Genomic DNA, 13,322 nt, shown 5'->3' on the forward strand with positions numbered 1-13,322 from the left:
GCTGCGAAGCCCGCGCCGGCGCCGACACCCGCACGGCCGGAGCCGCCCGCGGCTGCACCGGCGAAGCCCGTGACGCCGCCGGCGGCAGCGCCCGGACATCCCACGCCGACCCCGCCGCCGCCCGCTGCAGCACCGCAGCGGCCGGGCACGCCGCCGACTCCGGCGCCGGGAGCCTCACACACGCCGCCAACTCCGACGCCAGGTGCCGCAACTCCGGCACCGGGTGCCGCTGCTCCGCCAGCCCGCCCCGGCACGCCGCCCGCAGCCGCAACGCCGACGCCTGCAACGCCCACGGCTCCGACAACGGCGCCCGCGGAGCGCCGGCCTGGCGATCGCCCGGGTGGCGAACGTCCGGGCGGCGCCAAGCAACCGCCGGGCACGCCGCCTGGCGCAACATCGCCGGCAACGCCCGCGCCGGGCGCGACACCGGCTGCACCTGGTGCCACTGCTCCGGGTGCACGCCCCGGCACGCCGCCGGCCGCCGCAACGCCAACCCCGGCCGCACCTGCAGCGCCGGGAGCTGCAACACCGGGTCCGCAGGGACGTCCCGCGACACCGCCCGGAACACCCGCGACTCCGGGCGCCGCAATGGGCGCCCCCGGCGCCACACCGGCTCCGGGTCAGCCAGCCCGTCCGGGCGTTGCGCCCGGCGTCTCGCCAGCGCAGGGAGCCGCCATGGGCGCGCCGGCACCGTCGGTCGTCCCCGGCTCAGCCGCCGCAACGCCGCCGCCCGGCCGCGCGCAATACGCGCCGCCGACGGTCGCGCCTGCGTTCCGGGCCGCGCCTGCAGTCGCAGCACCGCTGCCGCCGCCGCCGCGGCATGACAACATCACGCCGCTCGCGATCGGCGCTGCGGTCGGTGCCGGCGTGGTGGCCGGCGCGATCATCGGCGGGAGCATCGCCGACCTGCGCGGCCAGCGGCAGGAAGTGATCGAAGACGGCCGCACCATCTACACCGAGCCGGACCGCGTCATCATCCGCGACCCGAGCGGGCAGGCCTATGTCCGCGGCGACGACGTCTATCGTTTCCGCTACGGCGCGCGTGACATCCGCACCGAAACGATCGGCGGCGAAACCCGCACCGTCGTGGTTCGCCCTGACGGCAGCGAGATCATCACCGTGGTCGGGGCCGATGGCCAGATGCTGCGCCGCATCCGCAGGGATCCCGGCGGGCGCGAGCTCGTCATCATCGACAACAGCTATCGCGATCCGCGTGCGGTCGGCGGCTTCTATGTCGACGTGCCGCCGCCGGTGGTCAACATTCCCTATGATCGCTATATCGTCGACGCGCAGGAGGCGTCGCCGGACGTGATCTACGAGACCATGGAGGCACCGCCGGTGCAACGGATCGAGCGGCGCTACTCGCTCGAAGAGATCCGCTACAGCCCCAACGTCCGCATGCAGATGCCGAGCATCGACGTCAACACGATCAACTTCGACTCGGGATCGTGGACCATCCCGCCGGATCAGGCGGCGAGGCTGCAGGTGATCGCCGACGGCCTCAACCGGGCCATCCAGCGCAATCCGCGCGAGGTGTTCCTGATCGAAGGCCATACGGATGCGACCGGCAACGACACCGACAATCTGTCGCTGTCCGACCGCCGTGCGCAATCCGCCGCCGAATTGCTGACGCAGCAGTTCGGCGTGCCGGCCGAGAACCTGACCTCGCAGGGTTACGGCTCGCAATATCTGAAGGAGCAGACCGACGGACCGAGCCGCATCAACCGGCGCGTCACCGTCCGCCGCATCACCCCGCTGCTCAACGGCGGCACGGCTTCGGCCGCCCCGCCGCGCTGAGCCGGCGCGACATCACGTGACGAAATGGCCGGGAGCAATCCCGGCCATTTTTGTTTGGTGAGGTTCTGGAGCAGAGACTTGCCCCCTCCTCGTCATTGCGAGCGGAGCGAAGCAATCCATCGATCCACACGCGCGGACAGATGGATTGCTTCGTCGCTATGCTCCTCGCAATGACGGCGCGGCTACTTCGCAGCGCCGAGCCCCAGCGCGTCGACCATCACGCGAAACACCTCGGTGTTGTCCATCGAGCCGCGGACGCGCTCGCTGCCCGGCCCGGTCGCGGTGAGGATGACGTCCTCGCCGGAATGCACGCTGGCGCCGATCATCGCCGGCAGATTGCCGAAGCGCAGCACGACGCCGGGCACATCCTTGTACCTGTCGTTGGCCTTGAAGGTGTCGGGCTGGTCGCCTTTCACCGTCGGCTCGTTCGGATCGTCGAGCTTCGGACGGAACGTCTCGTAATGATCCGGCAGGCTGGCCGAGAAGATCGCAAGCCGCCTCGAGACATCGACGCGCGACGGATAACCCTCCGCATCGGGCGCCGGATAATTCGGAAAGCCGGCCTTGTCGTAGACGCCGACGCGCTCGCGGAGCGGCACGTTGGGTACAGCGGCCATGTCGTCATTGATGGTGCCAACCAGGCTGTTCGGATGGTTGTGGTCGGCCACGACCAGAATCAGCGTGTCGTCGCCACGCGCTTTGGCCCAGTCCTTCGCCAGCCGTACCGCATTGTCGAGCATGATGGTGTCGTAGACCGCACGCTCCATGTCGAGCAGATGGGCGTATTTGTCGATCAGGCCGGACTCGACCATCAGGAAGAAGCCGGGCTCGTGCTTCGACAGCACCGTGAGCGCAGCCTGGACCTGCTCGGTCAGATCGGGCTGCTCGGGGAATTTCTTGACGCCGCCGCCCTTGAGGAATTTGCGGTCCAGCGCGCCGTCCATGTTGCCGGTGGCGAACAGGCCGAGCAGTTGTCGCGTCTCGGGCTTAGCCGCGATCGTATTCAGCTCGCTTGCGGTGGTGGCGACCGGATAGCCGGCACCGCGGAAACGCGCGAGATAGTCGAGATCGTCCTTGCGCTTCGATCCGGCTGCGGATTGCGGCAGGAAGTTCGCGGAGCCGCCGCCCATCAGCACGTCGGGCCTGACATCGAAATATTGCGCGACGATCGCGTCATAAGCGGCGCGGCGGCGGGTATGCGCAACCATCGCCGCCGGTGTCGCGTCCTCGACTTCGGTGTTGGTGACGATGCCGACGGCGAGGCCCGCTCGCTTAGCTAGGCTCGCGATGGTCTCGACCTTGGGATCGTCGAGCGGATCGGGCGTCCGATCGGCGTAGACGCCGAGCGCATTGACCGCGGCCTTGTGGCCGGTGGCATAGGCGCTCGCCGCATTCGCCGAATCGGTGATGATCGAGTCCGAGCCCGCGGTCGCAACCAGCGCCATCTGCGGCATGTCGTCGATGGCAAGCTTGCCGCGGCTCTTGCCCTCAGCGATTCCCTTGGAGAGGATTCGCGCGGCGACGCGGTGCGCGGGCGACATCCCGTCGCCGATGAACAGGATCACGTTCTTCGCCTTGCGCGCACCGGTGTCATAGACGGTCCAGGTCACGCTCCGGCTCTGCGTGCCGTCGCTGACTTCGACGGCAACCGGACCGGGCTTGGCAAGCGTGACGTCGCGCAGCAGCAACGCCGACTGGTCCCTACCCGCCTCGCGGGCGGTGAATGTGCCGCTTTGGCCGAACACCGCGGCATAGTCCGTGCCGTTCAGCGTCACCTTCAGCTTGGCCTGATCGACCACGCCGGGAAGCTCGACCTTGAAGTCGAATTTGGCACCGGCGAGGATATCGGCCGATCGATCGGATAGATGGTCTGGGCAAGCGCCGGCGCTGCCGACAACAACAGCGTGGCGGCCACGCCGGTGACTGACTTGATCATGATCGGTGCTCCGCCCCTTGCGCATGATGCGCGGTTAAGGGCGGAGGCTAGTGGCGGCGGATGACGCCGCAATGAGGCGGCGCCGGGGCGTATTGCCGCAACGGCCGCCAGGGGGCGTCAGCGCGCCATCTGGGTGGGATCGTAGAAGAAGCGCTCCTCGACCAGCTCCTCGCCGCGCCAGGTCTGCCAGGCGACCTCCTCCATGCTGCGGACCTTGCCGTCCTTGCCGGTGAATTCGAATCGCCAGCAGATCGCCGAATGGTCGCCGTCGACCAGCAGCGGCCCGAGCCGCGTCGTCTTGACGCCGGAGACCGCGGCGAGCACCGCCGCCTCTCGCGCCGCCAGCGCCTCGCGGCCAACGCGCCATTCGCCGCCGTTCTCCTGGGTGCGGGCATCGGCGGTGTAGAAGTTCCTGATCGCGCCGACATGGTCGTTGGCTTCGACCGTATCAGCGAAGGCTTGCAGCGTCTTGAGCGAGGGCATCGGGCATTCTACCATTTACCGACTGATGGTCGGTATTTATCGACTGACAGTCGGTAAGTCAACTGGCGTCGCCGGGGAACCTGGGTTAGAGATGCGTGATCCGGAAAAGTGTGAAGCGGCTTTCCGAAAGATCACGCTCAAAAAATAACGAACCATGGCAACCCAGGCCGAACGGCGCGAGAAAACCAAAGCCGCGATCGTCAAGGCGGCGCGGCGCATCTTTGGCGAGCGCGGCTTTGCGGCTGCAACGATCGACGACATCGCCGCTGGGGCGCGCGTCGCCAAGGGCGCCGTCTATCATCACTTCGCGACCAAGGAGGCGGTGTTCGAGGCGGTGTTCGAGCAGGTGTCGATCGACCTCGTCGCGGATCTCGACCGCATCTCGCGCGCCGAGAACGATCCGCTCGCGGCGATGGCGGCGGGCACGCAGGGCTATTTCGCGGCGTGCTCGAAAGGCCCGACCGGCCAGATCATCCTGCGCGACGGCCCGGCGGTGCTCGGCTGGGAGCGCTGGCGCGAGATCGACGCCAAGCATTTCGGTGGCAAATTTCCCCGCGCACTGGCGGCCGCGATGGAGGCCGGCGTGATCGCTAAACAGCCGATCGAGCCGCTGGCGCGGCTGTTGCTGGGTGCGGTGACGGAAGCCGCGGTCGCGGTGTCAGCGGGGCCCGACATCGGCAAGACCGGCACCGATTATGCGCGCGCGTTCCGTTCGCTGCTCGATGCGCTGAGGGTGAAGTAAACTTGCACTGGCAAGCTAAGTTCGCTTATGCCCCGTCACCCTGAGGAGCGCGCCTGCGCGCGTCTCGAAGGGTCGACGGCCACCAGCCGGGCCGCGCATCCTTCGAGGCTCGCAAGCGCTCGCACCTCAGGATGACGGAGATGGACCGATCGGCTTGCCTGGGACGACAGCGAGTTTGTGGCGCGGTTCGCGCCCAGCTCAATCCTTGTCGTTCTCGAGCTGGAAGATCTGCGAGCCTTCGCCGCTCGAGATCAGGCCGGTCTTGTTGTAGAGGCCGAGCTTGGCGCGGGTGTCGGCGATGTCGAGGTTGCGCATCGTCAGCTGGCCGATGCGGTCGGCCGGCGTGAAGGCGGCGTCCTCGACTTTCTCCATGCTGAGCCGCTCCGGCGCATAGGTCAGGTTCGGGCTCTCGGTGTTTGATATCGAGTAATCGTTGCCGCGGCGCAGTTCGAGCGTCACCTCGCCGGTGACGGCGCGCGCCACCCAGCGCTGCGCGGTCTCGCGCAGCATCAACGCCTGCGAATCGAACCAGCGGCCCTGATAGAGCAGCCGGCCGAGCCGCATGCCGCTGATGCGGTACTGCTCGATCGTATCCTCGTTATGGATGCCGGTGACGAGCCGCTCATAGGCGATGTGCAGCAGCGCCATGCCGGGTGCTTCATAGATGCCGCGGCTCTTGGCCTCGATGATGCGGTTCTCGATCTGGTCGCTCATGCCGAGGCCGTGGCGGCCGCCGATCGCATTGGCTTCCAGGAACAGCGCGACGGGATCGGCAAACGTCTTGCCGTTCAGCGCCACCGGCTGGCCCTCCTCGAACCGCACCACGACCTTCTCGGCCTTGACGTCGCAATCGGCGCGCCAGAACGGCACACCCATGATCGGGTTGACGATGGTGATGCCGCTCGACAGGCTCTCGAGATCCTTGGCCTCATGCGTCGCGCCGAGCAGGTTGCTGTCGGTCGAATAGGCCTTCTCCGCGCTCATCTTGTAGGCGAAGCCCTGCGCGGTCATGAACGCCGACATCTCGGCACGGCCGCCGAGCTCGTCGATAAACTGCTGGTCGAGCCAGGGCTTGTAGATGCGCAGGCTCGGGTTGGTCAGCAGGCCGTAGCGATAGAAGCGCTCGATGTCGTTGCCCTTGAAGGTCGAACCGTCGCCCCAGATGTTGACGCCGTCCTCCTGCATGGCCGCCACCAGCATCGTGCCGGTCACCGCGCGGCCGAGCGGCGTGGTGTTGAAATAGGTGATGCCGCCGGTCGAGATGTGGAACGCGCCGGACTGGATCGCGGCGATACCCTCATGGACCAGCTGGGTGCGGCAATCGACCAGGCGGGCCTTCTCGGCGCCGAAGTCCATCGCCTTGCGCGGGATCGCGTCGTAGTCGGCCTCGTCGGGCTGGCCGAGATTGGCGGTATAGGCAAAGACCTTGGCGCCCTTCAGCTTCATCCAGAGCAGCGCCGCCGAGGTGTCGAGCCCGCCCGAGAACGCGATGCCGACTTTTTCGCCGGTGGGCAGGCTTTTCAGAATCGTACACATGGGACGGTCCAATCGATCGAAATGGATGAGGTTTGACGAGGCCGAATATCAAATTTCGGAAGGCGGGGCACGCCTTTAATCAGGCTTCGGGCTGGCCGGCTCGGCCTCACCGCCCCGGCGCCAGCGCTGCATCCAGCGGTAGCCCGGCATTGCGAGCCGGGTCAGTGCCGCATCGACCTGGGCGTCGGTCAGCCGGGTCGCGGCCCAGCGGTAGATCAGCGCGTAAAACAGCCAGACGGTGAAGAACGACACCAGGCCGGCGATCGCGACGTCAGTGAAGAAATGGCCGCCAAAGGCCATTCGGAGCCCGCTGGTGACGATGCCGAACACGGTCGCCCCGGCAAAAGCCAGCGGCCGCCACGCGGGCGGCGTCAGCGCCGCCGGCGCATAGGTCCAGAACGCGGTCGCGCCCTCGCCGGAGAAGAACGAGCAGTTGCGCGGGCAGCCGCCGCGCGGGTCCCACCACGGCATGAATTGCAGATCGCCGCCGAACTGCGTCACGAACACCGGCCGTGGCCGGCCCCAATAATTCTTGAAGGTGAAGTTGGTGAGCACGCCGGCCGAGAGCAGCATCGTGGTGAGCAGGAACACCGCAGCGCGGCCGGACATCAGCATCGGCCGGTCCGGCCGGATGAATTTCCAGACGATGGTCACGATCGCCGGCAGTACCAGCGCCCAGGCGATCCACATCGCCGCATCGCGCGCGAACTGCGCCACCGCGTCGAGCTTCACGGGGAAGGTCTTTTCCGCGGCGTCGTAGAACAAAGCTGCCAGCTTCAGGTCGAGCTCGGGATAGAGCCCGAACAGGATGCCGACGATGAGCGCGAGCGCCAGCGCGATGAAAAGTCCGGTCCGGTTCATGGCGCGCGGTTTAGCCGAGGCAGGAGGGCATGAAAAGTGCGAGGACGCCGCTTACCCTCCCCTGGAGGGGGAGGGTCGGCTCACGTTGAGCGGAGCGAAATGTGAGGCGGGGTGGGGTGATCTCTCCACGCGGGCAGCGTTTGCGCGGGCAGACCGTCATCCCACCTCGGTTCGCATTTCATGCGAACCGATCCTCCCCCTCCAGGGGAGGATGGGAGTTCCGATCACGGCCGCGGCGATTGCGACGGCAACGGCGGGGGCGGCGGCAAGGGGCGCGGCGGCTCGCGCCAAGCGCCGGCGGTGCGGCCGGCGATCAGCCAGTAGACCAGGCCCGCGACGATGCCGGCGCCGGTCATGATCTCCATGTGCCGGCGCACGATGCCGTGGAACTGCATCGTGTCGGGATCGAACGGGATCAGGCCGAGATAGCAGGCCGCACCGACGATCGCGCCGCCGACCGCATAGGCCAGCACGCTCCTGATGAAGAAGGCCTCGGTGATCAGCACCACGATCAGCGCGGGGAGCAGCGCAAAGCCTGAGATGAAGATGAAACCGAAGCCGAGCACGATATCGATGGCGCTCTGGTCGATCTGCCCGCCGAAATCGCTGATCTCGGGATACAGCACCGCGCCGACCACGATGATCCCCGCCACGAAGCAGGCCATCAGGAAGCCGAACGCGACGACGAACAGGCGGCCGATCAAGGCCATGCTACAGGCTCCCCGTCATTGCGAGCGGAGCGAAGCGACGAAGCAATCCATCCTTCAGCAAGCTCGGACATGGATTGCTTCGCTTCGCTCGCAATGACGCCACGGAGAGCGATGTCGCTCACAACACTCAATCCGTCATCGCCATCGCGCGCAGTGCCTGGCGCTCGCGGGCCGAGAGCTTTTCGGTCTCCGACTTGAGCTGGCCGCAGGCGGCGAGGATGTCGCGGCCGCGCGGCGTGCGCACAGGCGAGGAATAGCCGGCGTTGAAAATGTATTCGGAGAATTTTTCGATCTGCTCCCAGTCCGAGCATTCATAGGCGGTGCCCGGCCACGGATTGAATGGGATCAGGTTGATCTTGGCCGGAATGCCCTTGAGCAGCTTGACCAGCAGCTTGGCGTCATCGAGCGAATCGTTGACGCCCTTGAGCATCACATATTCGAAGGTAATGCGCCGCGCATTCGAGGCGCCGGGATAATCGCGGCAGGCCTGCAGCAGCTCCTTGATCGGATATTTGCGATTCAGCGGCACCAGTTCGTTGCGCAATTCGTCGCGCACCGCATGCAGCGAGATCGCGAGCATCACGCCGATCTCGTCGCCGGTGCGCTGGATGTTCGGCACCACGCCCGAGGTCGAAAGCGTGATGCGGCGGCGGGAAATGCCGATGCCTTCATTGTCGGCGACGATGAGCAGCGCATCGCGCACCGCGTCGAAATTGTACAGCGGCTCACCCATTCCCATCATCACGATGTTGGTGACGCGGCGCGTGCCGTCCTCGCGGTCGGCCCAGTCATTGAGCCGGTCACGCGCCACCATCACCTGGCCGACGATCTCGCCGGCGGTGAGGTTGCGCACCAGCGCTGCGTGCCGGTGTGGCAGAATGCGCAGTTCAGCGTGCAGCCGACCTGCGAGGAAACGCACAGCGTGCCGCGATCGGTCTCCGGGATGTAGACGCACTCGACCTCGTGCGGCCGCTCGACCTTGTCGCCGCTCGGCAGCCGCAGCAGCCATTTGCGCGTGCCGTCATTGGAGATCTGTTCGGCGACCACCTTGGGACGGTCGACGGTAAAATACTTCTCGAGCTCGGCGCGCATGTCCTTCGAGACGTTGGTCATCTCGGCGAAGCTCTTGGCACCGCGGAAATACATCCAGTTCCAAAGCTGCTGGGTGCGCATCTTGCGCTGGCCGGCCTGCACGCCGATTTCGCCCAGGCGATCTGATATCTCCGCGCGCGACAGCCCGATCAGCGACGGCTTGGCCGGCGGCACATAGGTCTCGAGCGGAACCTTTTCGACCAGCGCGCTGGCGCCGGACACGGCTTTGGGGGTTACGGTGTCGGTCATGAAACCTCAAATAGGCCTTCCAGCCGGTGCTGGAAAGCCACCAAATACCTCGATTTTGTGTCTCTGAGCGGACTTTGTCGGCCGGATCGCGCTCTAGCGCCGGCAGTCCTGCCCCAAGCGGTCGAGCGCCTGCGCAAGGCCCTTCAGCGAGAAGCTGTCGATGGTCTCGGTACCCTTCGCCGAGACGGCTTTTACCGTCAGATCGGCCGATTTGCGCATGGCTTCCACCATCCGCTCCTCCTCGGCCGCATTCTTGATCCAGAGGCCGTCGCCCTGCGTGTACATCGCATAGGTCCCGCCACCGACCTGAAGCGTCGATTCCGAGCCCGGCTTCACGGTGTAGCCGATCATGATCGAGACTTCGTTGACGACCTTCTCCGCCGGACGGGTCGAGATGAAGGCATAGGCCGGGTCGCGCGGCCGGTTCGGCGGGTTGGTCTTCGAAGACGACGGCTTGGCGAGTGCAAAGCACACCTTCTTGCCGTTGGGCGAGGCGGTGTATGCACCCCAGGTCCCGAATTGGCCGATCAGCGTCGGCTCTGCGCCGCCGGCCGCAGCCGCGGCGGCCGAAGGCGCCGGCTTGGCCGCTTCCTTGGCCGTCTCCTTCTTGGGCGCAGCCTGCGTCGGTGCGAGGGTGATGGTCCCGCACAGGACACAAGCCGCCAGTGATGTCAGAATCTGCCGCACGGCCAACTGGTTCCCCCATCATTGTGACTGCAAGATGGCCCGGCGATTCCCCCTCTGCCGGCTCGGATGGATAACCGGGAAACGCTTTTTTGGGAAGGCAGTTAGGCCCGGATGCGGGTCAGCCAAAAGCCGCACGCGCGTTGTCGTACCTCGGTACTTGATGTCGCTGATCAGCCCTTGATCATCCTTTGGCACGCGCCGCGCGCTGGCTCTCCCATTGCGCATCGGTCCATTGCAGCAGGTCCTCGGCACCGGAACCGCGCAAGTGCGAGCCGCCGTCCTGCACCACCATCTCGCCATTGATGTAGCCGGCCTGATCCGAGATCAGGAAGGTCGCGAGATCAGCGAGTTCCGAATGCTCGCCGGCGCGGCCGAGCGGATTGCGATGCGACCAGGTCTCGCCGCGCCCTTCGGGACGCAACTGTCCGGTGGCACCTGGCGTCGGGAACGCGCCGGGCGCGATCGCCACGGTGCGAATGCCCTTCGGGCCCCACTCGACAGCAAGGCTCTTGGTCATCGCCAGCACCGCGGTCTTGGCCATCGACGACGGCACCGTGAAGGCGCGGCCGGTGATGGTCGAGGTCGACAGGATCGAGAGCACCACGCCCTTGTGCTTGGTTTCGATCCAGCGGCGGCCGGCGGCGAGCGTGCAGTACATCGTGCCATGCAGCGTCGGCGCAAGGATCGCGTCCGCGGCACGGAATGACAAATGTTCGCTCTGCGCAATAAAGGTTGCGGCAGCATTGTTGACCAGCACGTCGATCGGCGCGTCCTGCCACACCTGGTCCATCATCGCCTCGACCGCAGCGCCGTCGCGGATATCGCAGCGCGCGGTGGAGACCTTGGCGCCAGACTCGCTGCGGAATTTTGCGGCGGTTTCCTCCAGCAGCCCCTCGCGCCGTCCGCAAATGATCAGTTCGGCGCCGAGTTCGGCAAAGCGGGCGCCCATCGCCGCACCGAGGCCGGAGCCACCGCCGGTGATCAGGATGCGCTTTTTCGCTAGCAGGCCTTTTTCAAACATAGTTTGATCCCTCCGCTTTGTATTGTCGCTCCGCCGCAAATCCGGCATGAAGCTTGTAGTCCAAGATCTTGCAGCTCTTTCTGCGTCCGAAACTCAGGTGTGTCCATGAAAGCCATCCTCTGCTCGCAATACTGTCAACCCGACGATCTCGTGCTGGCAGACGTGCCCGATCCGGTGGCGGGTCCCGGCGAAGCCGTGATCGCGATCAAGGCGGCGGCGCTGAATTTCTTCGACATCCTGATGATCCAGGGCAAGTACCAGATCAAGCCGCCGTTCCCGTTCTCGCCCGCTGCGGAAGTCGCCGGCGTGATCGAAAGCGTCGGCGCCGGTGTCGCCGATCTGAAAGTCGGTGATCGCGTCGTGGCTTCATGCGGTCACAACGGCGCGCGCGACAAGATCGCGCTGCCGGCGAATACGATCGTGAAGATTCCCGACAATCTCGATTACGATCGCGCCGCCGGGATCATCATCATCTACGGCACCGCGCTGCATGCGCTGGAAGATCGTGCGAGCCCGAAGCCGGCCGAAACGCTCGCCGTGTTGGGCGCCGCCGGCGGCACCGGCCTTGCTGCGTGCGAACTCGGCAAGCTGATGGGCCTGAAAGTCATCGCCTGCGCATCGTCGGACGAGAAGCTCGCCTTCGCCAAGCAGCACGGCGCCGAGCTGACGCTGAACTACGCCAAGGAAGATCTCAAAGAAGGCCTGCGCAAGCTGACGGACGGCAAGGGCGCCGACATCGTGTTCGATCCGGTCGGCGGCGCCTATGCCGAGGCCGCGTTGCGCTCGACCGCATGGGAAGGCCGCTTCCTGGTGATCGGCTTTGCCGCCGGCGACATTCCGAAGATCCCGCTCAACCTCGCGCTGCTGAAGGGCTGCGATATCCGCGGCGTGTTCTGGGGCGCGTGGGCGCGGCAGAATCCGGAGAAGAATCGCAAGAACCTCGAGAAGCTCGTGCAGTGGACCGCGGAGGGCAAGATCTCCTCGCATGTCGACCGCACCTTCCCGCTGTCGCAGACCGCGGAAGCCCTGAAGGTGCTCGCCGGCCGCAAGGCGATGGGCAAGGTGATCCTGCATCCGGGAAGCTGAGGACAACGCTGAACCGCGCGCGGCTCACTACCACCGTCACCCCCGCGCAAAGGCTTCGCCTTTGTCGCTGGAGGAGCGCGTAGCGCGTCTCGAAGGGTCGACGGCCCCGGACCGGGCCGTGCATCCTTCGAGGCTCGCAAGCGCTCGCAATTCAGGATGACGGATTGAGAGACGATCCATCCACCCCGCGCTTCAGCGCGGCGCGCGCGGCTTCGCGATGGTCCGGTGTGATATGGCTTGCCACCATGCGGATCGCGGTTGCGAGCACCGCGGCATCGTCGGTGAAGCCGAGCACCGGCAGCATGTCCGGAATGAAATCGAACGGCAGGATGAAGTAGGCGATCGCGCCGAGCAGCGCCGCCTGCACATGGCGCGGCGTCTGCCGGTCGAAGGCGCAGTAATAGGCGGCCAGCAGGTCCTCCGCGAAAGGCAGGCGCGCCACCACTTTCTTGAACTTGATCCAGAAACGGCGGCGCACGCTTTCGGGGTCCTGCGCCAGCCGGTCGGCAGGCCCAAATCCCACACCGTAGTCGGTCGAAGGCATCGCTGGGTTCCTCGGCGCCGCGCGACGTTTCCGCGGCGAACGATGCGAATCTGGGGATGTCGGCCAACCGGCGCAAGGTTGCGCGCAACGGGGTCAGTTGACCCCGAGCTGCCTTGCGATCGCGTTCATGGCCTTGGCGAGCTCGATATCGCGCTTGGTCACCCCGCCGACGTCGTGGGTCGCCAGCACGACCTCGACCGTCTTGTAGACGTTCTTCCAATCCGGGTGATGATCGTTCTTCTCGGCGACCAAAGCGGCGCGCGCCATGAAGCCGAAAGCCTCGTTGAAGTCCTTGAACACGAAGGTCTTTGCGATCGCCTCGCGACCGGCCAGCTCCGACCAGCCGGCCAGTTCCCAAAGCGCGGCCTTCCTTGCTTCCGCTGACAGCTTTTCGACCATGGTAACCCTCCCGTTTGCCGCCGACCTTAACCTAACAACCGGCCGCCGGGTGGGATCCACGCCGAAAATAAGGCCGAAATCGCGTCCTATCGCCGCTGGTAACCATGACGGAGATGTAACATCTGTCCGTTCAGTAATTTGCTACAAACAGAGGATGTATCCACGTTGGTAGTTTGCGA

Annotated in this window: 12 protein-coding genes and 2 pseudogenes; 3 read left to right on the plus strand and 11 right to left on the minus strand. The window is 66.0% G+C overall.

The genetic code is table 11. The annotated features are described in order from the left end of the window. Positions 1 to 182 (minus strand): hypothetical protein (locus AKN84_RS50510; protein ID WP_193399717.1); only part of this gene is annotated, 182 nt, incomplete at its 3' end. A 493-nt stretch (positions 183 to 675) separates the two neighbouring features. On the opposite strand from AKN84_RS50510, the gene AKN84_RS50515 reads away from it, so the two are divergent. After that, positions 676 to 1,797: an OmpA family protein gene (locus tag AKN84_RS50515; protein WP_128971553.1), complete on the plus strand. Its 1,122-nt coding sequence runs from the start codon at positions 676 to 678 to the stop codon at positions 1,795 to 1,797. A 182-nt stretch (positions 1,798 to 1,979) separates the two neighbouring features. On the opposite strand, the pseudogene AKN84_RS39225 reads toward AKN84_RS50515, so the two are convergent. Then, positions 1,980 to 3,733: pseudogene (locus AKN84_RS39225) on the minus strand (alkaline phosphatase). Positions 3,734 to 3,850: 117 nt separating this feature from the next. After that, positions 3,851 to 4,216, minus strand: coding sequence for a nuclear transport factor 2 family protein (locus AKN84_RS39230; RefSeq protein ID WP_050425732.1), 366 nt, complete (start codon positions 4,214 to 4,216; stop codon positions 3,851 to 3,853). A 154-nt stretch (positions 4,217 to 4,370) separates the two neighbouring features. Between AKN84_RS39230 and AKN84_RS39235 the strand changes: the two genes are divergently transcribed. Next, positions 4,371 to 4,958: a TetR/AcrR family transcriptional regulator gene (locus AKN84_RS39235; RefSeq protein ID WP_050425733.1), complete on the plus strand. Its 588-nt coding sequence runs from the start codon at positions 4,371 to 4,373 to the stop codon at positions 4,956 to 4,958. Positions 4,959 to 5,156: 198 nt separating this feature from the next. Here AKN84_RS39235 and argG read toward each other — a convergent pair whose 3' ends face one another. The 6 genes and pseudogenes from argG to AKN84_RS39265 all read right to left on the minus strand — a co-directional run bounded on the left by argG (position 5,157) and on the right by AKN84_RS39265 (position 11,114). After that, the gene (gene argG, locus AKN84_RS39240; RefSeq protein WP_050425734.1) at positions 5,157 to 6,494 is read right to left on the minus strand and encodes an argininosuccinate synthase; all 1,338 of its coding nucleotides are present in this window, start codon (positions 6,492 to 6,494) and stop codon (positions 5,157 to 5,159) included. 75 nt (positions 6,495 to 6,569) lie between these two features. Beyond that, positions 6,570 to 7,355 carry a phosphatase PAP2 family protein gene (locus tag AKN84_RS39245; protein WP_050425735.1) on the minus strand — a complete coding sequence of 262 codons (786 nt, stop codon included), beginning with the start codon at positions 7,353 to 7,355 and terminating at the stop codon, positions 6,570 to 6,572. Between the two features lie 224 nt (positions 7,356 to 7,579). Continuing rightward, entirely contained in the window at positions 7,580 to 8,065 is a 486-nt protein-coding gene (locus tag AKN84_RS39250; RefSeq protein WP_050425736.1) for a hypothetical protein, read from the minus strand. Positions 8,066 to 8,192: 127 nt separating this feature from the next. After that, positions 8,193 to 9,406: pseudogene (rlmN, locus tag AKN84_RS39255) on the minus strand (dual-specificity RNA methyltransferase RlmN). 93 nt (positions 9,407 to 9,499) lie between these two features. After that, a complete protein-coding gene (locus tag AKN84_RS39260; protein WP_050425755.1) occupies positions 9,500 to 10,093 on the minus strand; it encodes an invasion associated locus B family protein in 594 nt (197 codons plus the stop codon). Between the two features lie 181 nt (positions 10,094 to 10,274). Beyond that, the gene (locus tag AKN84_RS39265) at positions 10,275 to 11,114 is read right to left on the minus strand and encodes an SDR family oxidoreductase (RefSeq protein WP_050425737.1); all 840 of its coding nucleotides are present in this window, start codon (positions 11,112 to 11,114) and stop codon (positions 10,275 to 10,277) included. 105 nt (positions 11,115 to 11,219) lie between these two features. Here AKN84_RS39265 and AKN84_RS39270 point away from each other — a divergent pair, with 105 nt between their 5' ends. Further along, on the plus strand, positions 11,220 to 12,200 hold the full coding sequence (locus tag AKN84_RS39270; protein WP_050425756.1) for an NADPH:quinone oxidoreductase family protein: 981 nt from the start codon (positions 11,220 to 11,222) through the stop codon (positions 12,198 to 12,200). A gap of 151 nt (positions 12,201 to 12,351) precedes the next feature. Here AKN84_RS39270 and AKN84_RS39275 read toward each other — a convergent pair whose 3' ends face one another. Continuing rightward, the gene (locus AKN84_RS39275) at positions 12,352 to 12,744 is read right to left on the minus strand and encodes a YkvA family protein (protein ID WP_050425738.1); all 393 of its coding nucleotides are present in this window, start codon (positions 12,742 to 12,744) and stop codon (positions 12,352 to 12,354) included. Positions 12,745 to 12,837: 93 nt separating this feature from the next. After that, positions 12,838 to 13,143 (minus strand): 4a-hydroxytetrahydrobiopterin dehydratase, encoded by a 306-nt coding sequence (locus AKN84_RS39280; RefSeq protein ID WP_050425739.1) that lies wholly within the window; start codon positions 13,141 to 13,143, stop codon positions 12,838 to 12,840. Positions 13,144 to 13,322 lie beyond the last annotated feature (179 nt).

The organism is Bradyrhizobium tropiciagri (assembly GCF_001189845.1).
GTDB lineage: Bacteria > Pseudomonadota > Alphaproteobacteria > Rhizobiales > Xanthobacteraceae > Bradyrhizobium > Bradyrhizobium tropiciagri.

Bases quoted from the DNA above. Each gene is read 5' to 3' on its own strand.
- AKN84_RS50515 (WP_128971553.1), top strand. From the start codon at position 676: ATGGGCGCGCCGGCACCGTCGGTCGTCCCCGGCTCAGCCGCCGCAACG.
- AKN84_RS39230 (WP_050425732.1), bottom strand. From the start codon at position 4,216: ATGCCCTCGCTCAAGACGCTGCAAGCCTTCGCTGATACGGTCGAAGCC.
- AKN84_RS39235 (WP_050425733.1), top strand. From the start codon at position 4,371: ATGGCAACCCAGGCCGAACGGCGCGAGAAAACCAAAGCCGCGATCGTC.
- argG (WP_050425734.1), bottom strand. From the start codon at position 6,494: ATGTGTACGATTCTGAAAAGCCTGCCCACCGGCGAAAAAGTCGGCATC.
- AKN84_RS39245 (WP_050425735.1), bottom strand. From the start codon at position 7,355: ATGAACCGGACCGGACTTTTCATCGCGCTGGCGCTCGCGCTCATCGTC.
- AKN84_RS39250 (WP_050425736.1), bottom strand. From the start codon at position 8,065: ATGGCCTTGATCGGCCGCCTGTTCGTCGTCGCGTTCGGCTTCCTGATG.
- AKN84_RS39265 (WP_050425737.1), bottom strand. From the start codon at position 11,114: ATGTTTGAAAAAGGCCTGCTAGCGAAAAAGCGCATCCTGATCACCGGC.
- AKN84_RS39270 (WP_050425756.1), top strand. From the start codon at position 11,220: ATGAAAGCCATCCTCTGCTCGCAATACTGTCAACCCGACGATCTCGTG.
- AKN84_RS39275 (WP_050425738.1), bottom strand. From the start codon at position 12,744: ATGCCTTCGACCGACTACGGTGTGGGATTTGGGCCTGCCGACCGGCTG.
- AKN84_RS39280 (WP_050425739.1), bottom strand. From the start codon at position 13,143: ATGGTCGAAAAGCTGTCAGCGGAAGCAAGGAAGGCCGCGCTTTGGGAA.